General features: G+C 48.2%; 20 protein-coding genes. 10 read left to right on the plus strand and 10 right to left on the minus strand.

Features of this window, described 5'->3' with window-relative positions; genetic code table 11:
- Positions 1-2: 2 nt before the first annotated feature.
- The 8 genes from MKX68_RS13795 to MKX68_RS13830 form a co-directional block, all read right to left on the minus strand.
- Complete coding sequence (locus MKX68_RS13795; protein ID WP_340912320.1) at positions 3-1,643, minus strand: PucR family transcriptional regulator; 1,641 nt, start codon at positions 1,641-1,643, stop codon at positions 3-5.
- 378 nt (positions 1,644-2,021) lie between these two features.
- Positions 2,022-5,258 carry an efflux RND transporter permease subunit gene (locus MKX68_RS13800; RefSeq protein WP_339788415.1) on the minus strand — a complete coding sequence of 1,079 codons (3,237 nt, stop codon included), beginning with the start codon at positions 5,256-5,258 and terminating at the stop codon, positions 2,022-2,024.
- A 33-nt stretch (positions 5,259-5,291) separates the two neighbouring features.
- On the minus strand, positions 5,292-6,239 hold the full coding sequence (locus MKX68_RS13805) for a TetR/AcrR family transcriptional regulator (protein ID WP_339788418.1): 948 nt from the start codon (positions 6,237-6,239) through the stop codon (positions 5,292-5,294).
- Positions 6,240-6,452: 213 nt separating this feature from the next.
- The gene (locus MKX68_RS13810) at positions 6,453-6,584 is read right to left on the minus strand and encodes a hypothetical protein (RefSeq protein ID WP_340912324.1); all 132 of its coding nucleotides are present in this window, start codon (positions 6,582-6,584) and stop codon (positions 6,453-6,455) included.
- Between the two features lie 267 nt (positions 6,585-6,851).
- On the minus strand, positions 6,852-7,166 hold the full coding sequence (locus MKX68_RS13815) for a DMT family transporter (protein ID WP_017691901.1): 315 nt from the start codon (positions 7,164-7,166) through the stop codon (positions 6,852-6,854).
- Positions 7,166-7,507, minus strand: a complete 342-nt coding sequence (locus tag MKX68_RS13820) for a DMT family transporter (RefSeq protein ID WP_017691902.1) — start codon at positions 7,505-7,507, stop codon at positions 7,166-7,168. Before MKX68_RS13820 ends, MKX68_RS13815 begins: the two co-directional genes overlap by 1 nt.
- Complete coding sequence (locus tag MKX68_RS13825; RefSeq protein ID WP_338588753.1) at positions 7,504-8,127, minus strand: TetR/AcrR family transcriptional regulator; 624 nt, start codon at positions 8,125-8,127, stop codon at positions 7,504-7,506. Before MKX68_RS13825 ends, MKX68_RS13820 begins: the two co-directional genes overlap by 4 nt.
- Before the next feature lie 126 nt (positions 8,128-8,253).
- Positions 8,254-9,729, minus strand: a complete 1,476-nt coding sequence (locus MKX68_RS13830) for a phospholipase D family protein (RefSeq protein WP_340912328.1) — start codon at positions 9,727-9,729, stop codon at positions 8,254-8,256.
- Positions 9,730-9,996: 267 nt separating this feature from the next.
- Between MKX68_RS13830 and MKX68_RS13835 the strand changes: the two genes are divergently transcribed.
- The 9 genes from MKX68_RS13835 to fni all read left to right on the plus strand — a co-directional run bounded on the left by MKX68_RS13835 (position 9,997) and on the right by fni (position 20,613).
- Positions 9,997-10,941 (plus strand): MerR family transcriptional regulator, encoded by a 945-nt coding sequence (locus MKX68_RS13835; protein ID WP_340912330.1) that lies wholly within the window; start codon positions 9,997-9,999, stop codon positions 10,939-10,941.
- Between the two features lie 265 nt (positions 10,942-11,206).
- Positions 11,207-12,757, plus strand: coding sequence for a phytoene desaturase family protein (locus MKX68_RS13840; RefSeq protein WP_340915388.1), 1,551 nt, complete (start codon positions 11,207-11,209; stop codon positions 12,755-12,757).
- On the plus strand, positions 12,754-14,217 hold the full coding sequence (locus MKX68_RS13845) for a phytoene desaturase family protein (RefSeq protein WP_338588745.1): 1,464 nt from the start codon (positions 12,754-12,756) through the stop codon (positions 14,215-14,217). The genes MKX68_RS13840 and MKX68_RS13845 overlap by 4 nt, the downstream gene beginning before the upstream one ends.
- Positions 14,214-15,086, plus strand: coding sequence for a phytoene/squalene synthase family protein (locus tag MKX68_RS13850; protein WP_340912333.1), 873 nt, complete (start codon positions 14,214-14,216; stop codon positions 15,084-15,086). The genes MKX68_RS13845 and MKX68_RS13850 overlap by 4 nt, the downstream gene beginning before the upstream one ends.
- Positions 15,086-15,853, plus strand: coding sequence for a carotenoid biosynthesis protein (locus MKX68_RS13855; protein ID WP_340912335.1), 768 nt, complete (start codon positions 15,086-15,088; stop codon positions 15,851-15,853). Before MKX68_RS13850 ends, MKX68_RS13855 begins: the two co-directional genes overlap by 1 nt.
- Entirely contained in the window at positions 15,822-16,583 is a 762-nt protein-coding gene (locus MKX68_RS13860; protein WP_340912338.1) for a lysophospholipid acyltransferase family protein, read from the plus strand. The genes MKX68_RS13855 and MKX68_RS13860 overlap by 32 nt, the downstream gene beginning before the upstream one ends.
- A 1-nt stretch (position 16,584) precedes the next feature.
- A complete protein-coding gene (locus MKX68_RS13865; RefSeq protein WP_340912340.1) occupies positions 16,585-17,733 on the plus strand; it encodes a glycosyltransferase in 1,149 nt (382 codons plus the stop codon).
- The gene (locus MKX68_RS13870; RefSeq protein ID WP_340912343.1) at positions 17,730-19,211 is read left to right on the plus strand and encodes a phytoene desaturase family protein; all 1,482 of its coding nucleotides are present in this window, start codon (positions 17,730-17,732) and stop codon (positions 19,209-19,211) included. The genes MKX68_RS13865 and MKX68_RS13870 overlap by 4 nt, the downstream gene beginning before the upstream one ends.
- A gap of 334 nt (positions 19,212-19,545) precedes the next feature.
- Positions 19,546-20,613 carry a type 2 isopentenyl-diphosphate Delta-isomerase gene (gene fni, locus MKX68_RS13875; protein WP_340912345.1) on the plus strand — a complete coding sequence of 356 codons (1,068 nt, stop codon included), beginning with the start codon at positions 19,546-19,548 and terminating at the stop codon, positions 20,611-20,613.
- 152 nt (positions 20,614-20,765) lie between these two features.
- Here the strand turns inward: fni and MKX68_RS13880 are convergent, their stop codons facing one another.
- A complete protein-coding gene (locus tag MKX68_RS13880) occupies positions 20,766-21,206 on the minus strand; it encodes a hypothetical protein (RefSeq protein ID WP_340912347.1) in 441 nt (146 codons plus the stop codon).
- Positions 21,207-21,276: 70 nt separating this feature from the next.
- The gene (locus tag MKX68_RS13885) at positions 21,277-21,711 is read right to left on the minus strand and encodes a hypothetical protein (RefSeq protein WP_338588729.1); all 435 of its coding nucleotides are present in this window, start codon (positions 21,709-21,711) and stop codon (positions 21,277-21,279) included.
- Positions 21,712-21,925: 214 nt separating this feature from the next.
- On the opposite strand from MKX68_RS13885, the gene MKX68_RS13890 reads away from it, so the two are divergent.
- Entirely contained in the window at positions 21,926-22,396 is a 471-nt protein-coding gene (locus MKX68_RS13890; protein WP_289390517.1) for a GNAT family N-acetyltransferase, read from the plus strand.
- The last annotated feature ends 116 nt before the right edge of the window (positions 22,397-22,512 follow it).

The raw sequence follows: 22,512 nt of genomic DNA on the forward strand, positions 1-22,512 counted from the left end.
CTTCATGCGATCGGGCCGTGTACGTACTCATATGCATAGAGTGCAAGTTCGATCGCTACCCGCTTCTCTGGGAGGATATAGTCTTCTCCCAGAAGGGCTTCGATTTTGTCCAAACGGTGATACAGTGTCTGTCTGACAATATATAGAACGGTGGCCGTCTCTTGCTTGGAGCAGCACAGGACCAAATATTGTTTGAGCGTTCGTAGCAGCTGGCCTCCTTTCTCTATATCGTAACGGATGAGCGGCCCCAGATATTCTTCGATGAAATCATCCAGATTGCCACTCTGCTTCATGCTGGCGATGATGCGATAACAATGAAGGTTGCTGTAAAAGGGCTGCTGCATCTCGCCGATGTCCTTCTGAATTCGAAGTGTCTCCTTCGCGGATTCCAGGCTGTCCTTGAGACGGGAGAGGTCTGTGCAGTTATGACTGATACCGATCAGGCCTGAGAAGAGGCAGTAGGTCTGTTCCTGCTCGTGCTGCTGCAGCTGTTCGATGCAGCGCCAGAGACTGCTTTTGCGCTGAGATCCAGGTAGTGGGTCGAGAATGATAAGGATGATCTGGTGATTCAGAACGGTGCTGTAGAGGGTGAAATTCTCCCGAGCGAACACGGAACGGGCGACGATGTTACGTTGGATCAATAATTTCTGAAGCCTGAGGCTGTCTGTGTATGCAGGGTTACTGTCGAATAAGATAATCGTGGCTTTGCTTGTTGCAAGAAGGGGATTAACGGTGGATACATATTCATGGATTTCCTTCGTGGAGTGATGTCCGTTAAGCCAGTCAATGACCCACATATCTTCTTTGTAGCGGCGTTTCTCTTCCATGTATTTGGTTCGCATCCAATCCTGGGCAATTGCGGCTGCGCAACGTTCCAGTGCCTGAATGACGAATTCATCCGAAGGTTGGATGGGTATGCTTGAATCGTGATCGGACAGTTTTTGGTGCATGAGTACAAGATCGGCAAAGGTGTAGTCTAACGCCCGAACAGGCATGCTGAGTGCATGTAATGTGTTATCTGACAGCTGCATTACATTTGGAATATCCTCTCCAGCCAAATGTCCCCGCTGCAAAAACCAATCCTGCCGACGAATCTCCAGCTGCTCTGGAGCGCAATAGGGAACGCTGCTCGCTTCCCCTTCAAGTGGGTATAATGCCACGGCACATCCGGTTGTTCGTGACAATAATCGAAGCAGAGGTTGTACGCCATCTCCATTCAGAAGAAGCTGGTTAAATGAGGTGGTGAGACTATCGAGTTCGGCGATCATCCGCTGATGACTGCGAATCAGGGTGAAATGCAGATCTTGCGTAATATCGATATAACGGACTTGTTCGTGGAACCAGATCAACGGGAAATCCGCTGCGACTGCAATTTCCTTCATGGCACCAAGCTGCGACTTGGTGTGATCCCCCAGTTCCATGCAGAGACCGGCAGCCCCACGTGCAATTAACTGACGCAGAAAAGACAGACCTTGCTGCTCACCTTCCTGCCAGCCAATGCCTGTCGTCAGCACCAATTCCCCGCCATTGAGCAAGTCCCCTACCTCAGGGACTTCCATGATATGAACCCAGCGAACATACCGCTCCAGTGCACGATCACTGGCCAAAACTTCCGCCTTGCGAAACACGGGACGTTTTAACATGTCTCTGACTTGAATATGAAGCGTTGTCTCCCCCACACAACCACCATCCTTCCCCAATCACATGTGATCTATCTGGAGTCTGGAATCCGTCAACTTGCATAATTAATCCATATTATAAGTCGATTTACAGACGATGAGCTGAAATCTGACGTTCATTTGTTTCAAATGACAATCGAGACTATTCTTTTTGTGATTTTGATTAAAATGAATGGGTTCTATGTCAGTCTATGTGAGGTAATTTCGACTCAAATAAAAAAGCCCCTTAGCATCACATCGGAATTCAATCATTCCAATATGGGCTAAGGGGCGAGAGGTTAGAGCGTACAGCCTGTAGTTAAGTTGTACTCAAATCTTTACATGAGCACGATCAACGACTTCTTAATCTTCGATTTTTTTCTTTTTAAATTTCATCAGGAACTCATACACAATTGGTACGATAACCAGCGTGAGCAGCGTGGAGCTGATCAGACCGCCGATTACGGTAATTCCCAATCCTTTGGATATGATACCCGCACTTTCTTCGAGACCCGTTACCAGTGGCAACAGGGCACCGATGGTTGCGAGAGCGGTCATCAGAATTGGACGCAGACGAGTTGCACCGGCTTCCAGCAAGGCTTCGCGGGTAGGCATACCCTCTTTTTCCTTGTGAATAACACGGTCGATCAACACGATGGCGTTGGTTACCACGATACCGATGAGCATCAGTCCACCCATCATGGCGGAGACGTCAAGCGTACCACCAGCGATGAACAGACCTACCATAATACCAATAACCGTAAATGGCAGGGAGAATAGGATTGCGAATGGTGCCAATCCGCCGCCGAATGTAACAACGAGCACGAAGTATACAATGGCGATGGCTGCCAGCATGGCGAGACCCAGTTGAGTGAATGTATCATTAATCTGTTCGGTTGTACCACCGAACTTCACTTCAACGCCATCAGGCAGATCCAACTTGTCGATCTCAGCCTGTAAGTTACTCGAGGCTTTCGTTACATCCGAAGCCAAGATGTTGGCTGTAACTTGCACAACAACCTTACCATCAATTTGCATGATGGAGTTCGGGGACGTACCTTCTTCCACTTTGGCAACATCTTTGATCGGAACTTGGATGCCAAGCGGTGAAGTGACGGTTTCATCCTCAATCTCATCAATACTGCTGAATGTTTTATCGTCTGTCTCTACATATACTTTATACGTTTTATTATCGATATCAACTTCCGTGAGCACAGGACGTTCCCGTGCCGGGCTCAGTGCCATAGCCAGTTGGCCTGCAGTCAGACCCAGGGAGCTTAATTTCTCTTGATCTGCCACGAGCGTGTACTGCCCGTAGGTGTCAGCAAGTGTTGTATCTGCTTTTTCAAAATTATCCTTATCCGCTTCAACCAGTTTCAGAATTTCATCCGATACAGGTTTGAGTTGCTCTACATTATCGCCATAGATGGACAGGCTCAAGCCACTGCCACCTAGACCCCCGGACATATCAAGCTCACTCCAGGTTCCTACGCTAACTTCCTTCTTCAGACCTTCTACAAGCTGTTCCTTCACTTGAGTAAAGTCTTTCGTATCTTCGTTATATTCAATATAGAATAGAGCCGAGTTGGAACCACCGCCACCCATACTGCTCAGTGGATTACTTCCGCCGATGGAATATTGCATTTTCTCCAGACCCGGTTGTTCCAGCAACCACTTCTCGGCAACGAGTGCTTCTTTTTCTACATCTTCACGCAAAGCTCCTGTTTGTGGGCTGTACGTAATGGTCACATATTTATCTTGTTGTTCCGGCAAGAAGCTTGCACCGATGAACGGGTACAGGAACAAACTGCCGACCAGCAGGATCACTGCAATACTGACCGTGATGAGTTTGTGAGACAGTGTCCAGTTCAGCAGGCGTTTGTAACCTTCCGCCATTTTGCCTGGTTTTTCTTCATGATTCTGCTTATTCTTCAACCCTTTACGGAACAGGGTATGCGCAAGCATCGGCACAATGGTAATGGCAACGATCAGGGATGCCAGCAAAGCAAATACCATGGTCAGTGCAAATGGTGTGAATAACTCACCAACCATACCGCTTACCAATGCCAGTGGCAGGAATACCGCAATTGTTACGATGGTGGAAGAAAGAATTGGAATGAACATCTCGCGAGTTGCTTCGCGGACCAGTTCACGGCCTTTCAATCTCTCACCTTTGAGTGTTAATCTGCGGTAGATGTTCTCGATAACAACGATGGAGTCATCGACAACCCGTCCGATGGCAACCGTCATGGCACCCAGCGTCATCATGTTCAAGGTGATATCCATCATATTGAGCGCAGTCAATGCCATGAGCAAGGAGAGCGGGATCGAGATAATGGAGATAATGGTTGAACGAATATTACGCAGGAAGAGCAGGATGATCAGGATGGCAAACAAGGCGCCAAAAACGGCTTTGCCCAGCATCGTGTTCACCGAGTCCTGAATCGGCTTACCTTGGTCGAGCAGTACAGTCAAATCAGCATTTTTGAACTGCGATTGCAACTCTTCCGCTTTATCTTTGACTGCGTTAACGACATCAACCGTGTTGGCATCGTTGGATTTTACAACGGAAATACCGATCGATTCCTTGCCGTCTGTCCGGGAAATAGATTCCGCTTGACCGATGACTTCGATCTTGGCAATTTCACTTAATTTCACTGTAGGGATACCAGCTGCGTTGGCAGCGCCCGAAGGACTACCCACGCCGGCATTACCGCCAGCAGCCTGGCCTGCAGTCTGGTCCGTTCCTTGTGAAGCACTTGGAGCGGTACCTTGACCAGCTTCACCAGTTGGTGCTCCAGAGCCTTGTGGGGCTGCGCTTGCACCATTACCTGCAGAAGCGCCAGCACCGCCGGGTACTACTGGAATGGCAAGGTTTTTCAGATCATCGATGTCGACGATGTTTCCATCTACAACAACGGCCTTCTGGGATTTATCCAGTTCAAACAGTCCAAGGGGCACACGAATGGATGAACCTTGAACGATGCCGTTTACCGTATCTTCGGTCAGGCCCAGCTCGGCCATTTTGGCTTGATCAAACTTCAATTGAACTTCTTTCACATATTGACCGGACACCTGAACCTGAGCTACACCGTCAATATCTTCTAGTGCAGGCTGAATATCCGATTCAACCAGTCGTGTCAATTGTTCCAGGTCACCGCCGTCCTTGTCGGACAAGCTCAGAGATACAACCGGGAAAGAGTTAATGCTGAACTTGGAAATGGTCGGCTTCTGCACACTGTCAGGCAGTTGTACTTCATTCAGTGCCTCACGAACGGTTGCAGTTGCGTTGGTCAGATCTGTTCCATAATCAAATTCAAGTGTGATCGATGCTGCATTTTCCATGGAAGTGGAGGTGACTGTCTTCACGCCATCTACATTGCGTAGTTTTACTTCGAGAGGCTTCGTGACATCCTCAACAATCCCCTCCGGTGCAGCCCCCGGATCAATGGCAGTGACATTCAGAAACGGTACGTTGATGTTCGGGATTGTCTCTTGTTTCATCGTCAATCCGCTGTACAAACCTGCGAAAGAGATGATAATTGTCAGAATCCAGATCGCAAACTTGTTGTTCAGTGAAAAATTAATAATACCTTTCATACGATGGTTTCTTCTCCTCTCTGTTTCTCCTGTTTATATGTGTGACGAGTCAGCCTGGATAAACCGGCTATACTTGGCATCCAGACTGTGCTTAAGCTCAGAGTGCAAAGGTTTGATGGCAGATACGCTCTCCAAATTGTGCATCATGCCGATAATGATGGCACGCCGAGGCGTGAATTCCATCATCTCCTGTCTGAGAATGGCGATAGTTTCGAGCACATCATTCTTTGTTTGCCCTGCGGGCAATTCGGAACCAGCGATATCCTGCATTTGCTTGATGATGTGAATGGGATGACGCATCACAGTGGAGTCTGTGTTTGGATCACTATTCCATGCGGGCCAGTCTTCCAACAAAATCAAAGGCGCAGGGCGCTGATCGAGCAATCCGTAAGCTGCATAATCAATCATTTGCAGCATATTGGTTGCCATTTTGGAGACGGTAAGGGAAGGCATTTCGGTAAACCAGATCTTAACGTAGGAGAGGAACATACCCTGTATGAGCAAAATAAGATCTATCGTATAGGGTTCAATCTCCGGTCCGTACATATCTTCCAGTTTGTCCTTGAAACCGTGTAGGGTAAGGATCTCCAGATCTTTATGCTGCGGGCTGCATTTTTCCTTGCGATGTGGCTCATCATTCATCATCATGCTTTGCATCTGTACACGCAAAAATTCCTTTAGCTCGGACACATGGCCCAGCAGTGTCTCAATCTGTTTGTGTGAACGTTCTCTCGGAGTAAGGTCAGCTTCATGTTCGATCTGGGATAGTTCGTCTATGAGTGTAAATAAGCAGTACTCCATCGTGCTGTCTTCCAATTCCTCTTTGGACTTGAATATAAGGTAAAGGCTTCCCTTAGACATCCCGCATATCTCTGCAATCTCCTGCATGGAGGTTGCGGCACTGCCTTTTTCCGAGAATAGCTTGAGTGCTGTAGTAATGATGAGTTTTTTCTTCTCATTCATCTCATGTATAGGGTTCATTAACGATACTTTCACCTCATCAGGGAACTTATGAGTTCTTGAATTGACTCTAGGGTCAAACTTAGTATAAACGATCTGGTTGAAGGAATTCAAATGGGAGTAAATTGGAAAATTAGAGCGGAGAAAAGAGGTTGATCAAATGGAAGTAGAGACGGCAAGTAACAAGGTGTAGCTTGTATGTACGTTATGGATAAGGTATCAAGAATGGATAAGTTAGTTTTCTCCAGTGAAGGCGTACAAGGCGAGTATAATAATGGCGACCAGAGCGATGAGATAGAAGATGGCCATGCTGATCAGAAGGGTATACCCTGTATAAGAGCCCATGCGTGCCAATAATTTTTTCATGATTACGACATCCTTTCTTACGTAGCAAAGTTTAAAGAGGTTCCCTATTTATATCATATCCCAAAAAAGACGACTTCCTGATTGAAGTCGTCTTTTTTATATTACAGAATTTAATAGATATCATAATGGAAGCTAAGAATTACACGATAACGGAGATTACAGAACCGACTTGAAGAAACGAAGTGTTCGCCTTAAAGCTTTCTGTAAGAAAGCTTCTTCGGAAGCATATGCTATCACCGGAGTTTAAAGTGTAATTCAGTTGTTCCATTATGTGATCAGTTTCAGACCAACGGCTGCCACCAAAATCATTGCGATAAACAGGATACGTTTCGCTTCTTTCCGTTCACCGAACAGGAACATGCCTGTTAACGTACTGCCGACCGTTCCGATTCCCGTCCACACGGCATACGCTGTGCCCATGGGAATGGACGTCATGGCGTAGGACAACAGCGAGAAGCTGAACACAAACGACACCAGCATAAGTACGATGTATGGCCATCCTTTCTTGGTGGAAGCACCATTAATACCGATTACGCCGAAAATTTCACATATCCCTGCACCTACAATTGCCATCCAAGCCATTATACTGCACCTCCTTTGGCTTCTTGCTGATCCGTAACCAGCTTCAGTCCAATTACGCCGCAGAGCAGCAGCCCGATGAGCAATACTTTGGCCAAGCGGAATGGCTCACCAAACAGTACCATTTCCGTAAGGACGGTACCCGCCGTACCAATTCCCGTAAAGACGGCATACACCGTACCTACAGGCAACCTTTTGGAAGCGGCAATGATCAGTCCAAAGCTGATCACGATGGCAATCCCCGTTAAAGTCCACTCCCAGGCATTCGAGGCATGTTTCAGCCCGCTTACCCAGACAATCTCAATAATTCCACCGATAAATACATATAACCAGTTGCGGTTCATGATGTTAAATCTCCTTCCGGCACAACGTGTTGTGCCTCTTCGTTCAAATGATGAATGCCATGCCAAAAGACAGGCCAGGATGCTTCCAACCTTCTCTTGTACCGACGTGAGCTTCCATAGATTATTTCCACGGTGATACCGTCGAGGAACGTCATAAATGCAATGGCGGCTTGTTCCGCCGGAAGGGGCGGTATATCTCCATTACGCATTGCCCGTTGCAGCAGACGATTCAGAGCACGTTCCATGCCATCGATAAACGGATACACCTGATCCATCACTTCGCTATACAGAGAAAGGGGTGGGTAAAAACAATTACGCAACATCAATCGAGCCGAAGCATGGGCATTGTATTCTTGTTCGAACCAGATCAACAAGCCTTTCAGCCTCTGCTCCAATGGCAGATCCGCATGATCGCGGAAATATTCCAGTGTGTGCCGTTTTACCTCGTGAAAAGCAAAGGCCAGTGTGTGTAAAAACAAGTCATCCTTGCAGCTAAAATGTGCATATATGGACGGTTTTTTAATCCCGACTTCATCAGCAATAGCTCTCAGAGAAGCCCCCTCATAGCCATCTCTCGCAAAATGAAACAGGGCTGCATCCCGAATGGATTGAGCAGTCATTCAATCACCTTCCTAACGGTCGTTAGGTAATTATATTTTCACACTTCACATCGCCTGTCAAGATGAAAATATCCGCCTGCACAGTAGAGTACAGGCGGATATAACAGGTATGAATGTGGTTTTTCATCAAAAGGTCGTAAGACCCAGAATCAGCTGCAGCTTATATAGGATACCTTTCAAAAACGTAGTCTTCTCCTGAAACTCATTCAGGTCTAACGTAAACTCCGCATCATCATTATTCCAAATACGCTCGAAATAATTCGCGATATCAAGCGTGAACTTATTGTCTGGAGGTGCAGCAACCCATAGATCATTCTCCAGATTGTAGTCATTCATGTTTCGGGGGGTGAAATTGGTTGAACCCCCGAGTACAATATGATCTCCGGTTGCTTTGGCAAGATAGATCATCTTGGTATGGTATTGCTCCTTGGTGGTGTTATACCAGCGTATCTGAATTTTACCGTCGGATTTATCATGCAATTCAGCAGCGACAGGACGGTTCGGAATGCCGATCTTTTCCTGACCAAAGGCATTTTCATTTGGATCCAGTACAAGCCGGATCTCGGTTCCTCGTTTTGCGGATTCCAGCAGGGCTTCCAATACTTTCGGAGAGGCCACATAGAACATGCCCATCCATAAGGTGTCACCTTTGCCAGCCTGATTGATCTCATGGAGTACAGCGTCATTCACTTTGCCTTCCGTTAAATAGCGGACTCGCAAATCTCCCGTTTTGGAATCCGTGGGAGGAGCTGTGTAGGCAGGAACCTGGCCTCCGCCCGAGATGTCGAGAACAGCTTGCTCTGACTGAAGAATATCGCCAATGATTGGACCTGTTACTTCAAATGCAATATTTGAGTGGTAGGCACTCGCATCATGAATATTGCCAGAAGAGACAATCGCCTTCTTCTCACTAACAACAACTTTGCGATGATTGGCTTTCACATTGAGCAGCTTGAGATAGGAACGTACAGTTACATCTGGACCATCCGTCGCCATCAGATTTTTGATCCAGCCATCTCCGGATTGACCGAACCATTGGAAGAAGGTCCGCCAGACCGCAGAGTATACTGGAGTTGAATCACGCAAAGGGTCCACATCCGTGATGACCACATGAATGCCTGCTTGTTTCATTTGTTCCAGTAACGGATTGGGTGCTGAGTTATAGTTGGTATTTACTTCATCTGTAATGAACCAGATATCCATATCAGGATGCTGATTTTTTTTGGCGACCAGAGCCTCGGTGAATTCAGTACTCACGGGAGGAAAGTTCTGTCCCTTGTGCTGATAATTATTGAACAGGAACATATCCACCAGGACAAACTGCTCTGCTTCCTCCACAATTTGCATCATGCGCTGGAAAATCTGCTGTTCGTGCTCCATCTGTCCGTCGGAGGAAGGATAAGTGAGGTCATGCAGGAACTCGACTTGATCCACACGATACTCCGGACTTTCGTAGGAAATGCCCGCTGGTAATGGTTTGTAGGTTTGATAGAGCATGACGGCGATGAGCCATAGGATCAATAGGACGATTCCTGTTCGTATGTATGGAAATTTGCCGCGTGAAGATTTGCGGTCTGATGAATGGCGGCGTAATGAGACCAACGGTGGACTCCCCCTTCTGTACTTGCTGACTTCTATTACCACACGGATGATAACGTTGACGCAGGAGAACCCGCTAGCATAACGAATGTAGCGGTAAAATGCATATGGCAAAATTGGCAGGATGCAATCGACAGGTGTCTGAGCGTTGTGTATAATGAGTGTATTATTTTTGTAGAATGTTAGGGTTTTCATATGCCTGACAAGGACGGGGAACCAATGATATAACCTTTGAAATCTGGACATTTAGGAAAGAAAGTGGGTAATAAGGTGTATTCCATCAAACAAGTCGCTGCCATGCTCGGTATCCCGACGGTAACGCTCCGGGCTTGGGAGAATCGGTATAGTGCGGTCACCCCTGAGCGGACGGAATCGGGTTATCGAATGTATACCGAAGAGAATGTTGCGGATCTGCGCTGGTTGAAAGAACAAGTTGAGCTGCATCAGACCAATATTTCGGAAGCGGTACGGATGTTGAAAGTAAACAAATTAAATCCGCCCGAGGCTGTGCCCACGCCGATCATGGCTCCGGTGCCTACGATGGAAGAAGCCTACGCACGCATGGCAGATCAGATCTATGACTCGCTCTACAACTTTCAGGGTGAACGTGCCAATGGTTTGATTGATTTTGGTTTCACCATGTATGGGTATGACTCGATGTTCTATCATGTGTTGGTGCCCATTCTGGTTCGGGTTGGAGATGCATGGGAGCAAGGCAGGGCTTCGGTGGCTCAGGAACACTTCATGACACAGCTGATATCACAGCGGTTTTATCAGTTTTTCCATCTGTTCCCGATCTATCCGCATCTGCCCAAAGTTCTGGCGTTGTGTCCGGAAGGGGAGCACCATCAGGTTGGATTGCTGCTGTTCTCTCTCTTTATGCGCAAAAATGGAGCGGAAGTACTATATCTCGGTGCCAACACGCCAGAGGAAGGCATCTTCCCGATTATCCGGGAGCAGAAGATCAAGTTGGTCTGCCTGTCGATCACAAGTCCAGGACTTCTTGAAAAATGTGATCAGCTCGTCGAGCGGATTATGAACGAATTCCCGCATATTCGCTTTGTACTGGGAGGTAAAGGCTATGAGCGTGCAGAGCATGCGCGTTATCCGCAATGGATTATGCCGGAGAGTTCTGCGGACTGGCAATCGTGGATGGAGCGTGAGTATCTCTCCGAGCGAGCACCTGGTGCAAGGTTCGGACAGGCCAATAATTAAACATAATCTCAAATGATATGAATAGGTTAGTGAATACAGGACATCCTTTGACGAAGTGATCAAGGGATGTTTTTTTGCGTTAATAAATGGAGTATCCTCGTATTTTGACCAGTGGGTCATTTTTTGGTTTACAAGGCCGTATAATATTTGTATTATATTTGTATAATGTTTTTGCTAGTTACCGCTTAAAGTGTTCTTGGGCGGTTTAATAATAGGTTAGGGGCTAGAGAACTATAGGAATTCCCTACATAGAAAGGTGAGTGGCATGATACCGAATCAACAACGCAAACGTGCAGCTGTCATTGGCGCAGGTCCAGGTGGACTTGCAGCAGCGATGTTATTGTCCGGTCAGGGGTACGAGGTAGATGTGTATGAGAAACAGCCAGTCATCGGGGGGCGTTCTGCCAGATTGGAACTGGGTGAATATCGATTCGACCGGGGTGCTACATTTTTGATGATGCCTCAGCTGATTGAAGAGATGTTCGACGTGGTGGGACGCAAGTTATCCGATTATGTGCATATGAAAGAGCTAACCCCACTGTACGCACTGAACTTTGGTGATAAGGTGTTCACGCCTTCTCGTAATCGGGAAGATACAGCTGCACAGATTAAGGAATTGTTTCCGGGCAATGAGGACAATTACCTTCGGTTCATGCAAGAAGAAGAAGTGAAATTTGGCAAAGTCATGCCTTTGCTCCGCCGTCCTTTTGGCAAGCTGACTGACTATTTGCGCAAAGATGCGGTAACAGCTCTACCCAAGCTTGATGTCCATAATACGGTCTACGGAATCTTGTCCCGCTATTTTACAGATGAGCGTCTACGCTGGGCATTTACATTCCAATCCAAATACCTTGGCATGTCTGCCTGGGATTGTCCGGGAACCTTTACCATACTATCGTTCATTGAGCACCACTACGGATTGTTCCACCCCATTGGCGGTGTGAATCGGATCTTCCAAGCCATGGCTGATGTCGTGGAAGAATACGGAGGACGCATACATACTTCTACTCCGGTAAAACAGGTCATTGTTCGCAATGGTCGTGCAGAAGGTGTGTTGCTTGAGAACGGTGAACGCATCGAAGCGGACCATGTGGTTGTGAACGCCGACTTTGCACATGCGGTGAACCATCTGTTCGAACCGGGCGTACTTAAGAAATATACCCCGGAGAAAATGAAACGCAAAAAGTATTCCTGCTCTACAGCAATGCTGTATCTGGGTGTGGATGGTGATGTGGACCTTCCGCATCACTCGATCTATTTTCCCGAGGACTACCGGTTGAACGTTGATGAGATTACGAAGCACAAAATGTTGTCAGCCGATCCATCTCTATATATTCATAACCCTTCCAGACTCGATTCGACGCTGGCACCAGAAGGGAAATCCGCTTTATATGTTCTCATGCCTACGCCTAACCTTACCGCAGACATCGATTGGGAAGCAGAACGTGAGAATGTGCAGGAGGCCATGATGAAACGCATGGAGGGCATTCCTGAACTGGCAGACATTCGCAGACGCATTGAAGAATGTATGCTGTTCACTCCACTCGATTGGGAAAATGAACTGGATGTGTATCGCGGAGCAACGTTTAATATGGCTCATAATTTGGGTCAGATGATGTATCTGCGTCCCCATAACCAGTTTGAAGAGTTGAAAAGTGTATGGCTGGTAGGCGGCGGAACACATCCGGGCAGCGGGTTGCCAACGATCTTTGAGTCGGCACGAATCAGTGTCAGACTGATTCAGGAAGAGGACGCGCGCAGAAGCTCCAAACCATCCTCGTACGTGAAGACGGCAGAAGCCGGAGGGCATTCATGAAGCGGGCCGCTATTGTAGGGGCAGGGATTGGTGGACTTACTTCTGCATTGTTATTGAACCGTCAGGGATGGGATGTCACCGTGTATGAACGGGGTTCCCGCGTTGGCGGACGCATTGGCTATGAGCAGGAAGGGGAATACCGGATCGATCAGGGGCCAACCATCGTGCTGCTGCCAGAGATGTTACTTGGCATACTTGAGGAAGCAGGCGTAGATCGTTCGAAGATTGAGTTACTTCGCTGTGATCCGTTATACAGAGTGCATTACCACAGTGGTCGTGTCATGACCAAGATGACGTCACGTGAAGAGCAGACGGCGGAGATTGAGCGTTTGTTCCCGGGAGAGAGCCGGGGATTCACACGATTCATGAAAGATATGGACACGTTGTTTCCGGCAGGCCGGGCAGCGTTTCTGGAAAGGGCTTTTCCGCGCAAAAGGGATTTCTTCACCCCTTCGCTCATGTCCCTCATGGGCAGATTGCGTGCACACAAAAGTGTTCGGAAAGCGGTTGGCGATTATTTTCAGCACGAGGAATTGCTTGATGCGTACTCTCTGCAAAGTCTATACATCGGTGGATCACCGTTTGGAACGCCAGGTATCTATTCCCTTTTGCCTTACGCAGAGCATGAATATGGTATCTGGATGGTCAAAGGTGGATATGCGGCATTGCCGGCTATTCTGGAACAGGAACTGATATCACGTGGTGGGCGTGTCGTGCTGAATGCGGAAGTTACCGGGCTCACGATTAAAAATGGTGTATGTGAAGGTATAGAAACGGCAGCAGGCGCAGAAAATGTGGATGCAGTTATCTACAATGGTGATTTCCCCCATCTATCAGGTTTGCTTGGACAATCACCAGAGGTAGCACGTAAAAGAAAACCGTATCGTCCCTCTTCCGGATGTGTATTGCTCTATGTGGGCGTGGACAAAACCTGGGAAGATGCAACGACGCATCAGTTCTTCTTGCCACCGAGTCTAGAAGGTAGTTTACAGGAAGTCTTCAATCAGCGACGCATTCCGGCAAAGTCCTCATTTTACGTATTTAATCCGGTCGCATTGGATGAAACTGCAGCACCTCAAGGACAGAGTGTATTGTATTTCCTCATTCCCGTACCAGATGCTGAAGGTGTCGACTGGGATCAGGAGAGTGAAGCATTGGCAGAACGTGTACTGGAAGAAGCGGAGCAACGAGGATTCCCGGGACTTCGTGCAGCGATCAAGTGGAAAAAGGTACGTACACCCGCTGACGCAGAGCGAGACGGGCTCTATGGGGGCGGCAGCTTTGGTATAGCACCTGTATTGTTCCAGTCCGGTGTATACCGACCGCAACCCAAACCATTCCCTAATATAAAGGGATTATATGCCGCAGGAGCATCTGTACATCCAGGTGGCGGAGTGCCGATTGTAATGCAGAGTGCACGGATGGCCGTCAATCAACTCATGAAGGAGATGGGAACATGAATGAAGCGATTTTGAGCAGGTGTGAAGAGTTGATGCAAAAGGGTTCTTCCTCTTTTTATCAGGCTTTTAGAGGGCTGCCTAGTCCACGTCGGGAAGCGGTATATGTCATTTATGCCTTCTGCCGCATGATTGATGACAGTGTAGACGAGCCGGAACATTCGCCTTATACGATTCACGAGATCCATGACTTGTTTGATCGGCTAGACGACGCGGAAGGACACTTTATCTGGCCAGCACTGAGATGGTTGTTCAGCAGTTTTCCTCATCTCGATAAGGGGCCATTTTTCCGTCAGATGGAAGGGCAGCTCACAGATCTTAAAGTAACGCATTATGCAACGATGCAGGAACTGGAGCATTATTGTTATCTGGTAGCCGGAACCGTAGGTGAGATGTTGTTGCCTGTATTGCGGGATGATAACGGCGCGGAAGTAGCCATGAACGGGATTGCTTTGGGTAAAGGGATGCAGATCGTTAATATTATTCGAGATGTTGGTGAAGATCGGGCCAGAGTACGCCGGTATGTTCCGCTGGAGATCATGGAGAAGCATGGTTACACCGAGCAGGACTTTGAAGACGGGGTCGTGGACGAACGGTTTATTGCCATTGTTCATGAATTAAAAGCTGCAGCATTGAACTGGTTCCGTATTGGCATGGATCGTCTGGATACGTACCCAACGGAAAGTGCGTTTTCCATCGAGCTGGCAGCAGCCTTTTACTCCACCATTCTACACGCGGTTGAACGCAACGACTATGACGTATATACCAAACGGGCATATGTTAGCGATGAATTGAAACTGGAGATGCTGGGTGCGATTGTGAAACGTTACCCGATGCTGGCCTATCAAGCCTCCCGAACGGCGGTATCCTGATGATCCAGTGGCTTTACTGGGCGTGGTATGTCATTGGAGCAACCTTGATGCTAACGATCGGTGTGCCTGACGTATTGTCTTTTTCAAATGGTTTATTTCTAATCTTCTATGCATTGTATGTGCTGGATCTGATCTACCAAGGGCGTAATCGGACAGGTCTGTCCGACCAGTCAGTCATCTGGCTGAAACCCGGACTCTGGATATCCTCTGTGATCATCTGGCTTGGAGGTATGGGCGTAGAGTGGATAGGAGTGCATACGCACTGGCCTTTTGGTGAGTATGCTTACTCAGACTTCTTTGGGATTCATATGTTCAGTGTGCCAGTTACGCTGGGTTTTGCCTGGATCGCAGTGGTTGGTAACTCGGCGCTGTTAAGTGGTGGTGGTTCAACATGGACTGGCAAACTGCTTCGAGCATTGAAGACCGGGTTCTGGGCAATTGTACTCGACCTGGTACTCGATCCTGTTGCGCATGCGAGAGGATTCTGGGAGTGGCAGGCTCCAGGTGGTTTCTACGGTGTTCCGTGGACCAATTACATAAGCTGGTTTATCATGGGTGCATTCCTATCCCTCTTCCTTCCGGCCATGCCTAATGACCGTAGCTCATTGCTGCGTGCAAAATGGCTGTATCAGCTGTTTATTCTTCTGTTCGGCCTGCTTGCTCTAAAGGAAGGGATTACAGGCAGCTTTATCATCGCCATTGCTGGTGTGCTTCTTGCCGAAGGGAGCTGGCTCTATGATTCGCGCCGTAAAATCAAAAACGTTTAATCATATATTTGCCTTATACAATCACTATTATCTGCTACGTCGGCGCTTCCGCTCCTTCACGCTCACAGGGTCACTGGACCCGCAGGTGGACATCAGGGACAACTCCACGATTGAACCGACTCGTCCGGTGATCTATTTCATGAACCACAGTTCCTGGTGGGATGGTCTGCTGCTCTACCATGCGGCCAGACAGACATCGCGGGGAGATCATTATGTGATGATGGAGGAGCAACAGCTTCAGCAATATGCTTTTTTTCGTAAATTGGGTGCGTATTCGATCAATAAGGAGAGTGCGTCCGGTATTCGGACCTCTCTACAGTACACCAGTGAGCTGTTGAATTCGGGTAAAAGGGTCTGGATTTTTCCCCAAGGAGAAATTCTGCATCAGGAGGCCAGACCGATTCGGTTCCGTCCAGGCATCGGATTGCTGCTTCGTCGCTCCCCGAATGCCATCGCCGTACCGGTAACCTTGTGCCATGGGATGGTCCAGCATGATCTACCGGAAATATCGATGCAGGCAGGCCCGCCTGTGCTAGAAGACTGGAAGGCGTTGAAGAGTGAAGAGATTGCCGCCAGACTCGGCCATGTGTTGGAACAGCAGTTAGACGATCATAGATCAGCACTTGTACGGATGGGGCAGGGAAGTTTGCCAGATGCGCTTCCGCTGATTCGTCATGTACGTTCGACAAGTGAAAAATACGATGCGGCACGAAAGCGGGTGAACCGTTAGCATGAATGCATCTGAAATCTTCTGGATTGTGCTTACATGCATATTGGGCATACAGTTGCTGTTCGCTCTATGGAACGTCTCCTGTCTGCCCAAAGTACGTTCATTCCGGGCAGACAAGATACAACCACCAGGCCTGCTGGTCTCGGTTCTGATTCCAGCCAGAAATGAAAGACTACATATCGAAGGATGTCTTGAAAGTGTACTAGCGAGCGAGACATCGGGATTCCGGATGGAAGTGCTGGTGCTGGATGATCGCTCCGAAGATGAGACAGCGGCCATGGTACAGGCGATTGCGGATCGCGATACGCGTGTGCGTTTGCTGCATGGTGTCGATCTTCCCGAGGGCTGGATGGGGAAATCCCATGCGTGTCACAGGTTGGTTCAGGAGGCCAAGGGAGAATGGTATATGTTCGTGGATGCGGATGTGCGTCTGGAGCCAAGTGCCATTCGGCAGACTCTTGCAGCAGGGTGTGAGCAGAGCGGGGGGCTGGTAACCGGTTTTCCTTATCAGGTAACAAAGACGTGGATGGAAAAGCTTGTTGTGCCCATGATGGTCTTCACCATCATCAGTCATCTGCCCATTTTTATGATACGCAGATCATCCAGTCCGATGTTTGTGGCCGCTACGGGGGCTTTTTTGCTGATTCATCGCTCCAGTTACGAGGCTTCCGGTGGTCATGCTGCCATTCAGGCGCATCTGGTGGATGACATGAGTCTCGCCAAAGCAGTCAAGCGTGCAGGCCATCCGGTGATGCTGACCGATGTGCATGACGTAACAAATACCCGCATGTATCAGAACGGGGCAGAAGTATGGAACGGATATAAGAAAAATATGTACGAAGGTATGGGGCGCAAAGACGTGCTGCTGCTGGGCACGATGTTGATGTATACACTGATGTATATTGTGCCCCCGCTAGGTTTGATTATTGGACTCCTTATGGGCAGTTCGATATCCGTTCTGTATGGATTGATAGGAACTTTATTAGGTATGGCTGTGAAAAGAGTAGCGGATCATGCTGGCGGACAACCCTGGTGGCTCGCCCTTCTGCAACCGGTCAGCATGGCTTGTGTCATTGCCATCGGACTTGCTTCCTGGCAGGCAGGCCGCTCCGGCAAGGGGTATGTATGGAAAGGTAGGCGGTACAGTTGAGAGGTAACGTCATTATAATCGGAGCAGGATTCGGAGGTCTGTCGTGTGCGATCCGACTGGCTTCACAAGGTGTGCAGGTAACCATTCTGGAACGGCAGGAACACGTAGGTGGCAAGCTGCAGCAGATTGAGCGGGACGGGTATCATTTTGACCGTGGACCGAGCACGATCACGATGCCATCTACCTTTCGTTCAGTCTTCGACCATGCGGGAGTAGCAATGGAAGATTACGTACAGTTATATGAGTTAGAGCCTCGCACGCGTAATATATTTGCAGATGGCACAGTGGTAGATTTGTCAGGCAATCGCGGATGGATGAAAGAGCAGATCGCAGCGTACAGTCCGGAGGATGCGGCTCGTTATGATGCGTTTATGGATGAATCTGCTGCACTGTATGCGGAAGCTAATCGTCATTTTCTCGGTAAGTTGCTGCTGTCTCCTTCTGACAAATACAATCTCCAGATGCTGCGCAGCCTGCTCCGCGTGCGGCCAACGGTGAAGCTGGATAAGTTACTGCGTTCGTATTTCCAGCATCCACATACGCTGGCTATGTTCGGACGGTACGCGACCTATGTGGGATCATCGCCGTATCAATCGCCCTCCATCTTTGCAATGATGGGTCATGTGGAAGCAGAGGTGGGCATCTACGGAGTCAAAGGTGGAACCTATCAACTGATCGAAGGAATGACTCGTCTGGCACAGGAAAAAGGCGTACAAATTATTACTGGCACAGAGGTCCGGCAGATTGTTGTTCGGAATGGCAAAGTGGCTGGCGTGGATACGGATCAAGGTTTCCGGGAAGCCGACCAGGTGGTTGCCAATGGAGATGTGCTTAGCGTGAATCGACTGCTGCTCGCACCGGAACATCGGAAAGAGATGAGCGATGCTCGTATACAGAAGTATGAGCCATCCATTTCGGGATTTGTGACGTTGGCGGGAGTGCGAAGACAATATGATGCATTGCTGCACCATACGGTGTTTTTCCCGGAACGTTATGAACCGGAGTTCGACCATATTTTCCGTGAACGTAAAATGCCTGCTGATCCGACGATTTACATCTGTTATTCCGGTTATTCGGAAGCAGGCATGGCCCCAGCGGGAGCCAGTAACCTATTCATTCTAGTCAATGCCCCCTACTTGTCGGATTCGTGGAATTGGGAGCAGCAGACGGAACGTTACGGTGCGTTTGTACTGGAACAATTGGCAGCACGAGGAATTACCGGGTTGAACCAATCTGATGTGCTGATCCGATATACGCCGCGAGATATCGAACGGGATACCTTGGCGCATCAAGGTTCAATCTACGGTATCTCGTCCAACTCCGTGAAGCAGACCTTCATGCGACCAGGCAACCGAAGCAAAGATGTACAAGGACTCTGGTACGTCGGCGGTACAACACATCCAGGCGGGGGAACCCCGATTGTGACATTGTCCGGACAGCTTGTTGGTGAGCAATTGGCATCGGAAATCTTGAGATAAGTTCGTTGTGCAGATGATGGAGTGGAAGTGCATTCTGTTGACCCATGTGCGTGTGCATCGTCCGTGTTAACCAGCTTTGAAGATGCGACAGATGATCCGTGCTTTTGCGTAGGTATAAAATAGTGGTGCTCCGAGATTTAAGTGAGACATTTGGTGTCGGGGCATCCTTTCAATAGATGGTTTGGAACGTTATACTGGATAGAGTTAAACTGCTGAGCTGCAATGCTTATAGGATTAATGTTTTTGTCTTGTACAAAAGACGTATATACATAGAAGCAAGGAACGGGCAGGTTATCCTGTCGATCCGCACGATTCTCACATAGGAGGTCTCATCATGAATGAACAAGAGCGAGCCGGCGAACGGCTGCTTCCCGAAGTGGCTACGGGAGAACGAAAGCTGGAACACGTGCGCCTCTGTCTTGAGGAGAATGTGGCAGGAGAAGGGGTAACCAGCGGTATGGAGCGGTTTGCGTTTCGCCATCACCCACTGCCTGAACTGGATTTTGAAGAGGTTCATCTGGAGACTTCGTTCATTGGCAAAAAAGTGCGTACACCCTTGCTCATCAGTTCGATGACGGGTGGAAGCAAAACAACGGGCGCCATCAATGAGCGCCTCGCTCGAGTAGCAAACGCCAGAGGCTGGGCGCTCGGCGTAGGTTCGATCCGGGCTGCTGTAGAACAGCCGGAACTGGCGAGTACCTTCGATGTACGGCGCTGGGCACCGGACATCCCGGTCATTGCCAACCTGGGCGCGGTGCAGCTGAACTATGGGTTCACCACGGCTGATTTCCAACGTGCGGTGGATATTGCGGGAGCGGACATGCTCGTGCTTCATCTGAACACGTTGCAGGAAGTTTTCCAGCCGGAAGGTAACACCAATTTCAGCGGATTATTTCAGCGGATTGAAAACTTGTGTCGTGAGCTGGAAGTGCCTGTTGGCGTAAAAGAAGTAGGCTTTGGCATCGATGGCGTGACGGCTCAACGCCTATATGAAGCGGGTGTGGCGTTTATCGATGTGGCCGGTGCAGGCGGTACAAGCTGGGTACAGGTGGAGAAGTACCGTAACAATAACCCGGTACGCCGGGCTGCTGCTGAAGCTTTTGCCGACTGGGGCATTCCGACAGCGGAGTGTATTCAGGAAGTGCGTGCGCTGAACCCTACTGGTGCCTTGATCGGCAGCGGTGGACTGTACACGGGCGTAGACGCGGCCAAAGCCCTCGCGCTCGGTGCGGATCTCGCTGGTTTTGGCCGATCTCTACTCGAATCCGCAGTCGCTTCCGATGATGCGCTGAATGAGCGGCTGGAACAGGTTGAATTTGAGCTGCGTACCGTGATGTTTGGCATTGGCGCAGGTCGGATCGAGGATTTGCAGCAGACGTCACGTCTGGTGGAACGGCGTTAGGCGTGGGGTCAAAATGAAGATGATATAAACTTCATTGGAGTTATTTAATTATATATTTTGAGTCTACTCATATTGCTTTCTATGATAATCTGGAACATAAACAGTGTAGAGGATACTTCATTTAAGAAGTATCCTCTACACTGTTTATAATATTAAAATTGTCGGGCACTGATATTCATATGCATTTTATGACCTGCTGAACTATAGATATAAACTTTGACGTTTGTTGTGCCTATGACACCTATTCTTGTTGTTTTTTGAGTCCCTTTTTTGATTGGAATATCAATTGGGGAAAGATTGCCCACAGTAAGTTTGGCATAAATAGTATCCGTACTATTGTTCTGAATCCAAACATCGGCATCTTCTCCATTGTCAGGATCCAATGTGAAGGATTTTTCGTATGCATTGTAACTGCTGTAATTGAATGGTCTGATAAGCTGTACATCCATTGGATTAACAATCGGATCCACAGTGATTGGAGGGGGAGTAAAAGCATCTTTCACTCTATACTCTAATTCAACAGTACTAGCTGGATGTGCAGAAAGTAATATAGACAAAGCTACACCTGTACCTAAAATTATATTGAATAACAATGTAATTCCCTCCTTATTCAGTATTATGTAATAATGTTTCAATTACTTACATAATACTGTTGCCGAATTATTACATACATTCCTCTTTCACGGTGACATTCTCATTGGTTACAGTAACGTACGAATTGCCTGACAAGTATTCCGTATAACCGCAAACCATTTTGTTATAGGTTTTGCCGCGGCTGTCCGTAAACGCCAAGGAGATGGCGCCCTCGCCGGAAAGTTTCAGCCGTGGGGCGAATTTCACGTTTGTTCCGCTGGGAATATCCTTATCAAATACGTAGGTGGAGCCACTCTCGTTGTTGTTAGATGAGTTGTCGCCTTGGACTAGGCTAGCCTGAATATTGGTGAGATCATAGTCGGACTGGTTGTGGATCGTGATCCTTAAGTGGCGAAAGGGATCGACTGCATTCAGCAAGCTCCTAAAGGCGATGATGCCTATGACGATTATAATAGTGGACAAGATAATCATCTTCTTTTTGGAAAATCGGCGACGTGTGTTCAATGTGATCCACTCCTTTCCTTCATGAGGTATAAACGATGGGAAGAGATCAAAAGTTATAATTAAAATGGATAAATATGAAAACTGAAATCCGAATCGTCAGAATTCTTCATGCGCTAAGCGGAAGAACAGGATACAATAAGATACTAGTAGTGCAAAAAGGGCTGCACAGAGATCATACATAATCAAGATCACTCGAAATAAGGAGGGGAAAAAGTTGAAACTTTCTCCAATGAATCAGGAAGATTATGCGAGTTTTCGCATTCGATCGATTAAGGATTTTGCACAGGAAAAAGTAGAAGCGGGCACCTGGGCTGAGGAAGAGGCACAGCAACTGGCGGAGGAATCTTATGAACGTTATCTGCCAGAAGGCTTGAACACACCTGGAGCGTATCTCTACAATCTGGTGCACCCTGTGGACGGCAACGTGGGGTATATCTGGTTTAATATCACGGATAATCGCCGTGGAAAAGATGCTTTTTTGCTGGATATTGTGGTTGAAGAAGCACACCGTGGTAAGGGATACGGAACAGAGACGATGCAGGCGCTTGAACAGACGGCCTTGAGTCTTGGCGTGGATCGCATTGGTTTGCATGTCTTTGGACATAATGTGCGGGCGAGCAGCCTGTATCGCAAGATGGGATATGAGGTAACGGATCTGACGATGTATAAGGAAATCAAAGGGTAAACCTAATAGCGGATATTCTAGGCAAAACTTAAGATCTGCGCAAAACGAATTATCTGCATTAACCGGGGATTTCGGGAAGCGGATGGGACTCTGGTCGAATTGGCGAAGTTCCTTGA

The sequence above is a fragment of the Paenibacillus sp. FSL M8-0212 genome (assembly GCF_038004645.1).
Taxonomy (GTDB): Bacteria; Bacillota; Bacilli; order Paenibacillales; family Paenibacillaceae; genus Paenibacillus.

Bases quoted from the DNA above. Each gene is read 5' to 3' on its own strand.
- MKX68_RS13795 (WP_340912320.1), bottom strand. From the start codon at position 1,643: ATGTTAAAACGTCCCGTGTTTCGCAAGGCGGAAGTTTTGGCCAGTGAT.
- MKX68_RS13800 (WP_339788415.1), bottom strand. From the start codon at position 5,258: ATGAAAGGTATTATTAATTTTTCACTGAACAACAAGTTTGCGATCTGG.
- MKX68_RS13805 (WP_339788418.1), bottom strand. From the start codon at position 6,239: ATGAACCCTATACATGAGATGAATGAGAAGAAAAAACTCATCATTACT.
- MKX68_RS13810 (WP_340912324.1), bottom strand. From the start codon at position 6,584: ATGAAAAAATTATTGGCACGCATGGGCTCTTATACAGGGTATACCCTT.
- MKX68_RS13815 (WP_017691901.1), bottom strand. From the start codon at position 7,166: ATGGCTTGGATGGCAATTGTAGGTGCAGGGATATGTGAAATTTTCGGC.
- MKX68_RS13820 (WP_017691902.1), bottom strand. From the start codon at position 7,507: ATGAACCGCAACTGGTTATATGTATTTATCGGTGGAATTATTGAGATT.
- MKX68_RS13825 (WP_338588753.1), bottom strand. From the start codon at position 8,127: ATGACTGCTCAATCCATTCGGGATGCAGCCCTGTTTCATTTTGCGAGA.
- MKX68_RS13840 (WP_340915388.1), top strand. From the start codon at position 11,207: ATGATACCGAATCAACAACGCAAACGTGCAGCTGTCATTGGCGCAGGT.
- MKX68_RS13845 (WP_338588745.1), top strand. From the start codon at position 12,754: ATGAAGCGGGCCGCTATTGTAGGGGCAGGGATTGGTGGACTTACTTCT.
- MKX68_RS13850 (WP_340912333.1), top strand. From the start codon at position 14,214: ATGAATGAAGCGATTTTGAGCAGGTGTGAAGAGTTGATGCAAAAGGGT.
- MKX68_RS13855 (WP_340912335.1), top strand. From the start codon at position 15,086: ATGATCCAGTGGCTTTACTGGGCGTGGTATGTCATTGGAGCAACCTTG.
- MKX68_RS13860 (WP_340912338.1), top strand. From the start codon at position 15,822: ATGATTCGCGCCGTAAAATCAAAAACGTTTAATCATATATTTGCCTTA.
- MKX68_RS13865 (WP_340912340.1), top strand. From the start codon at position 16,585: ATGAATGCATCTGAAATCTTCTGGATTGTGCTTACATGCATATTGGGC.
- fni (WP_340912345.1), top strand. From the start codon at position 19,546: ATGAATGAACAAGAGCGAGCCGGCGAACGGCTGCTTCCCGAAGTGGCT.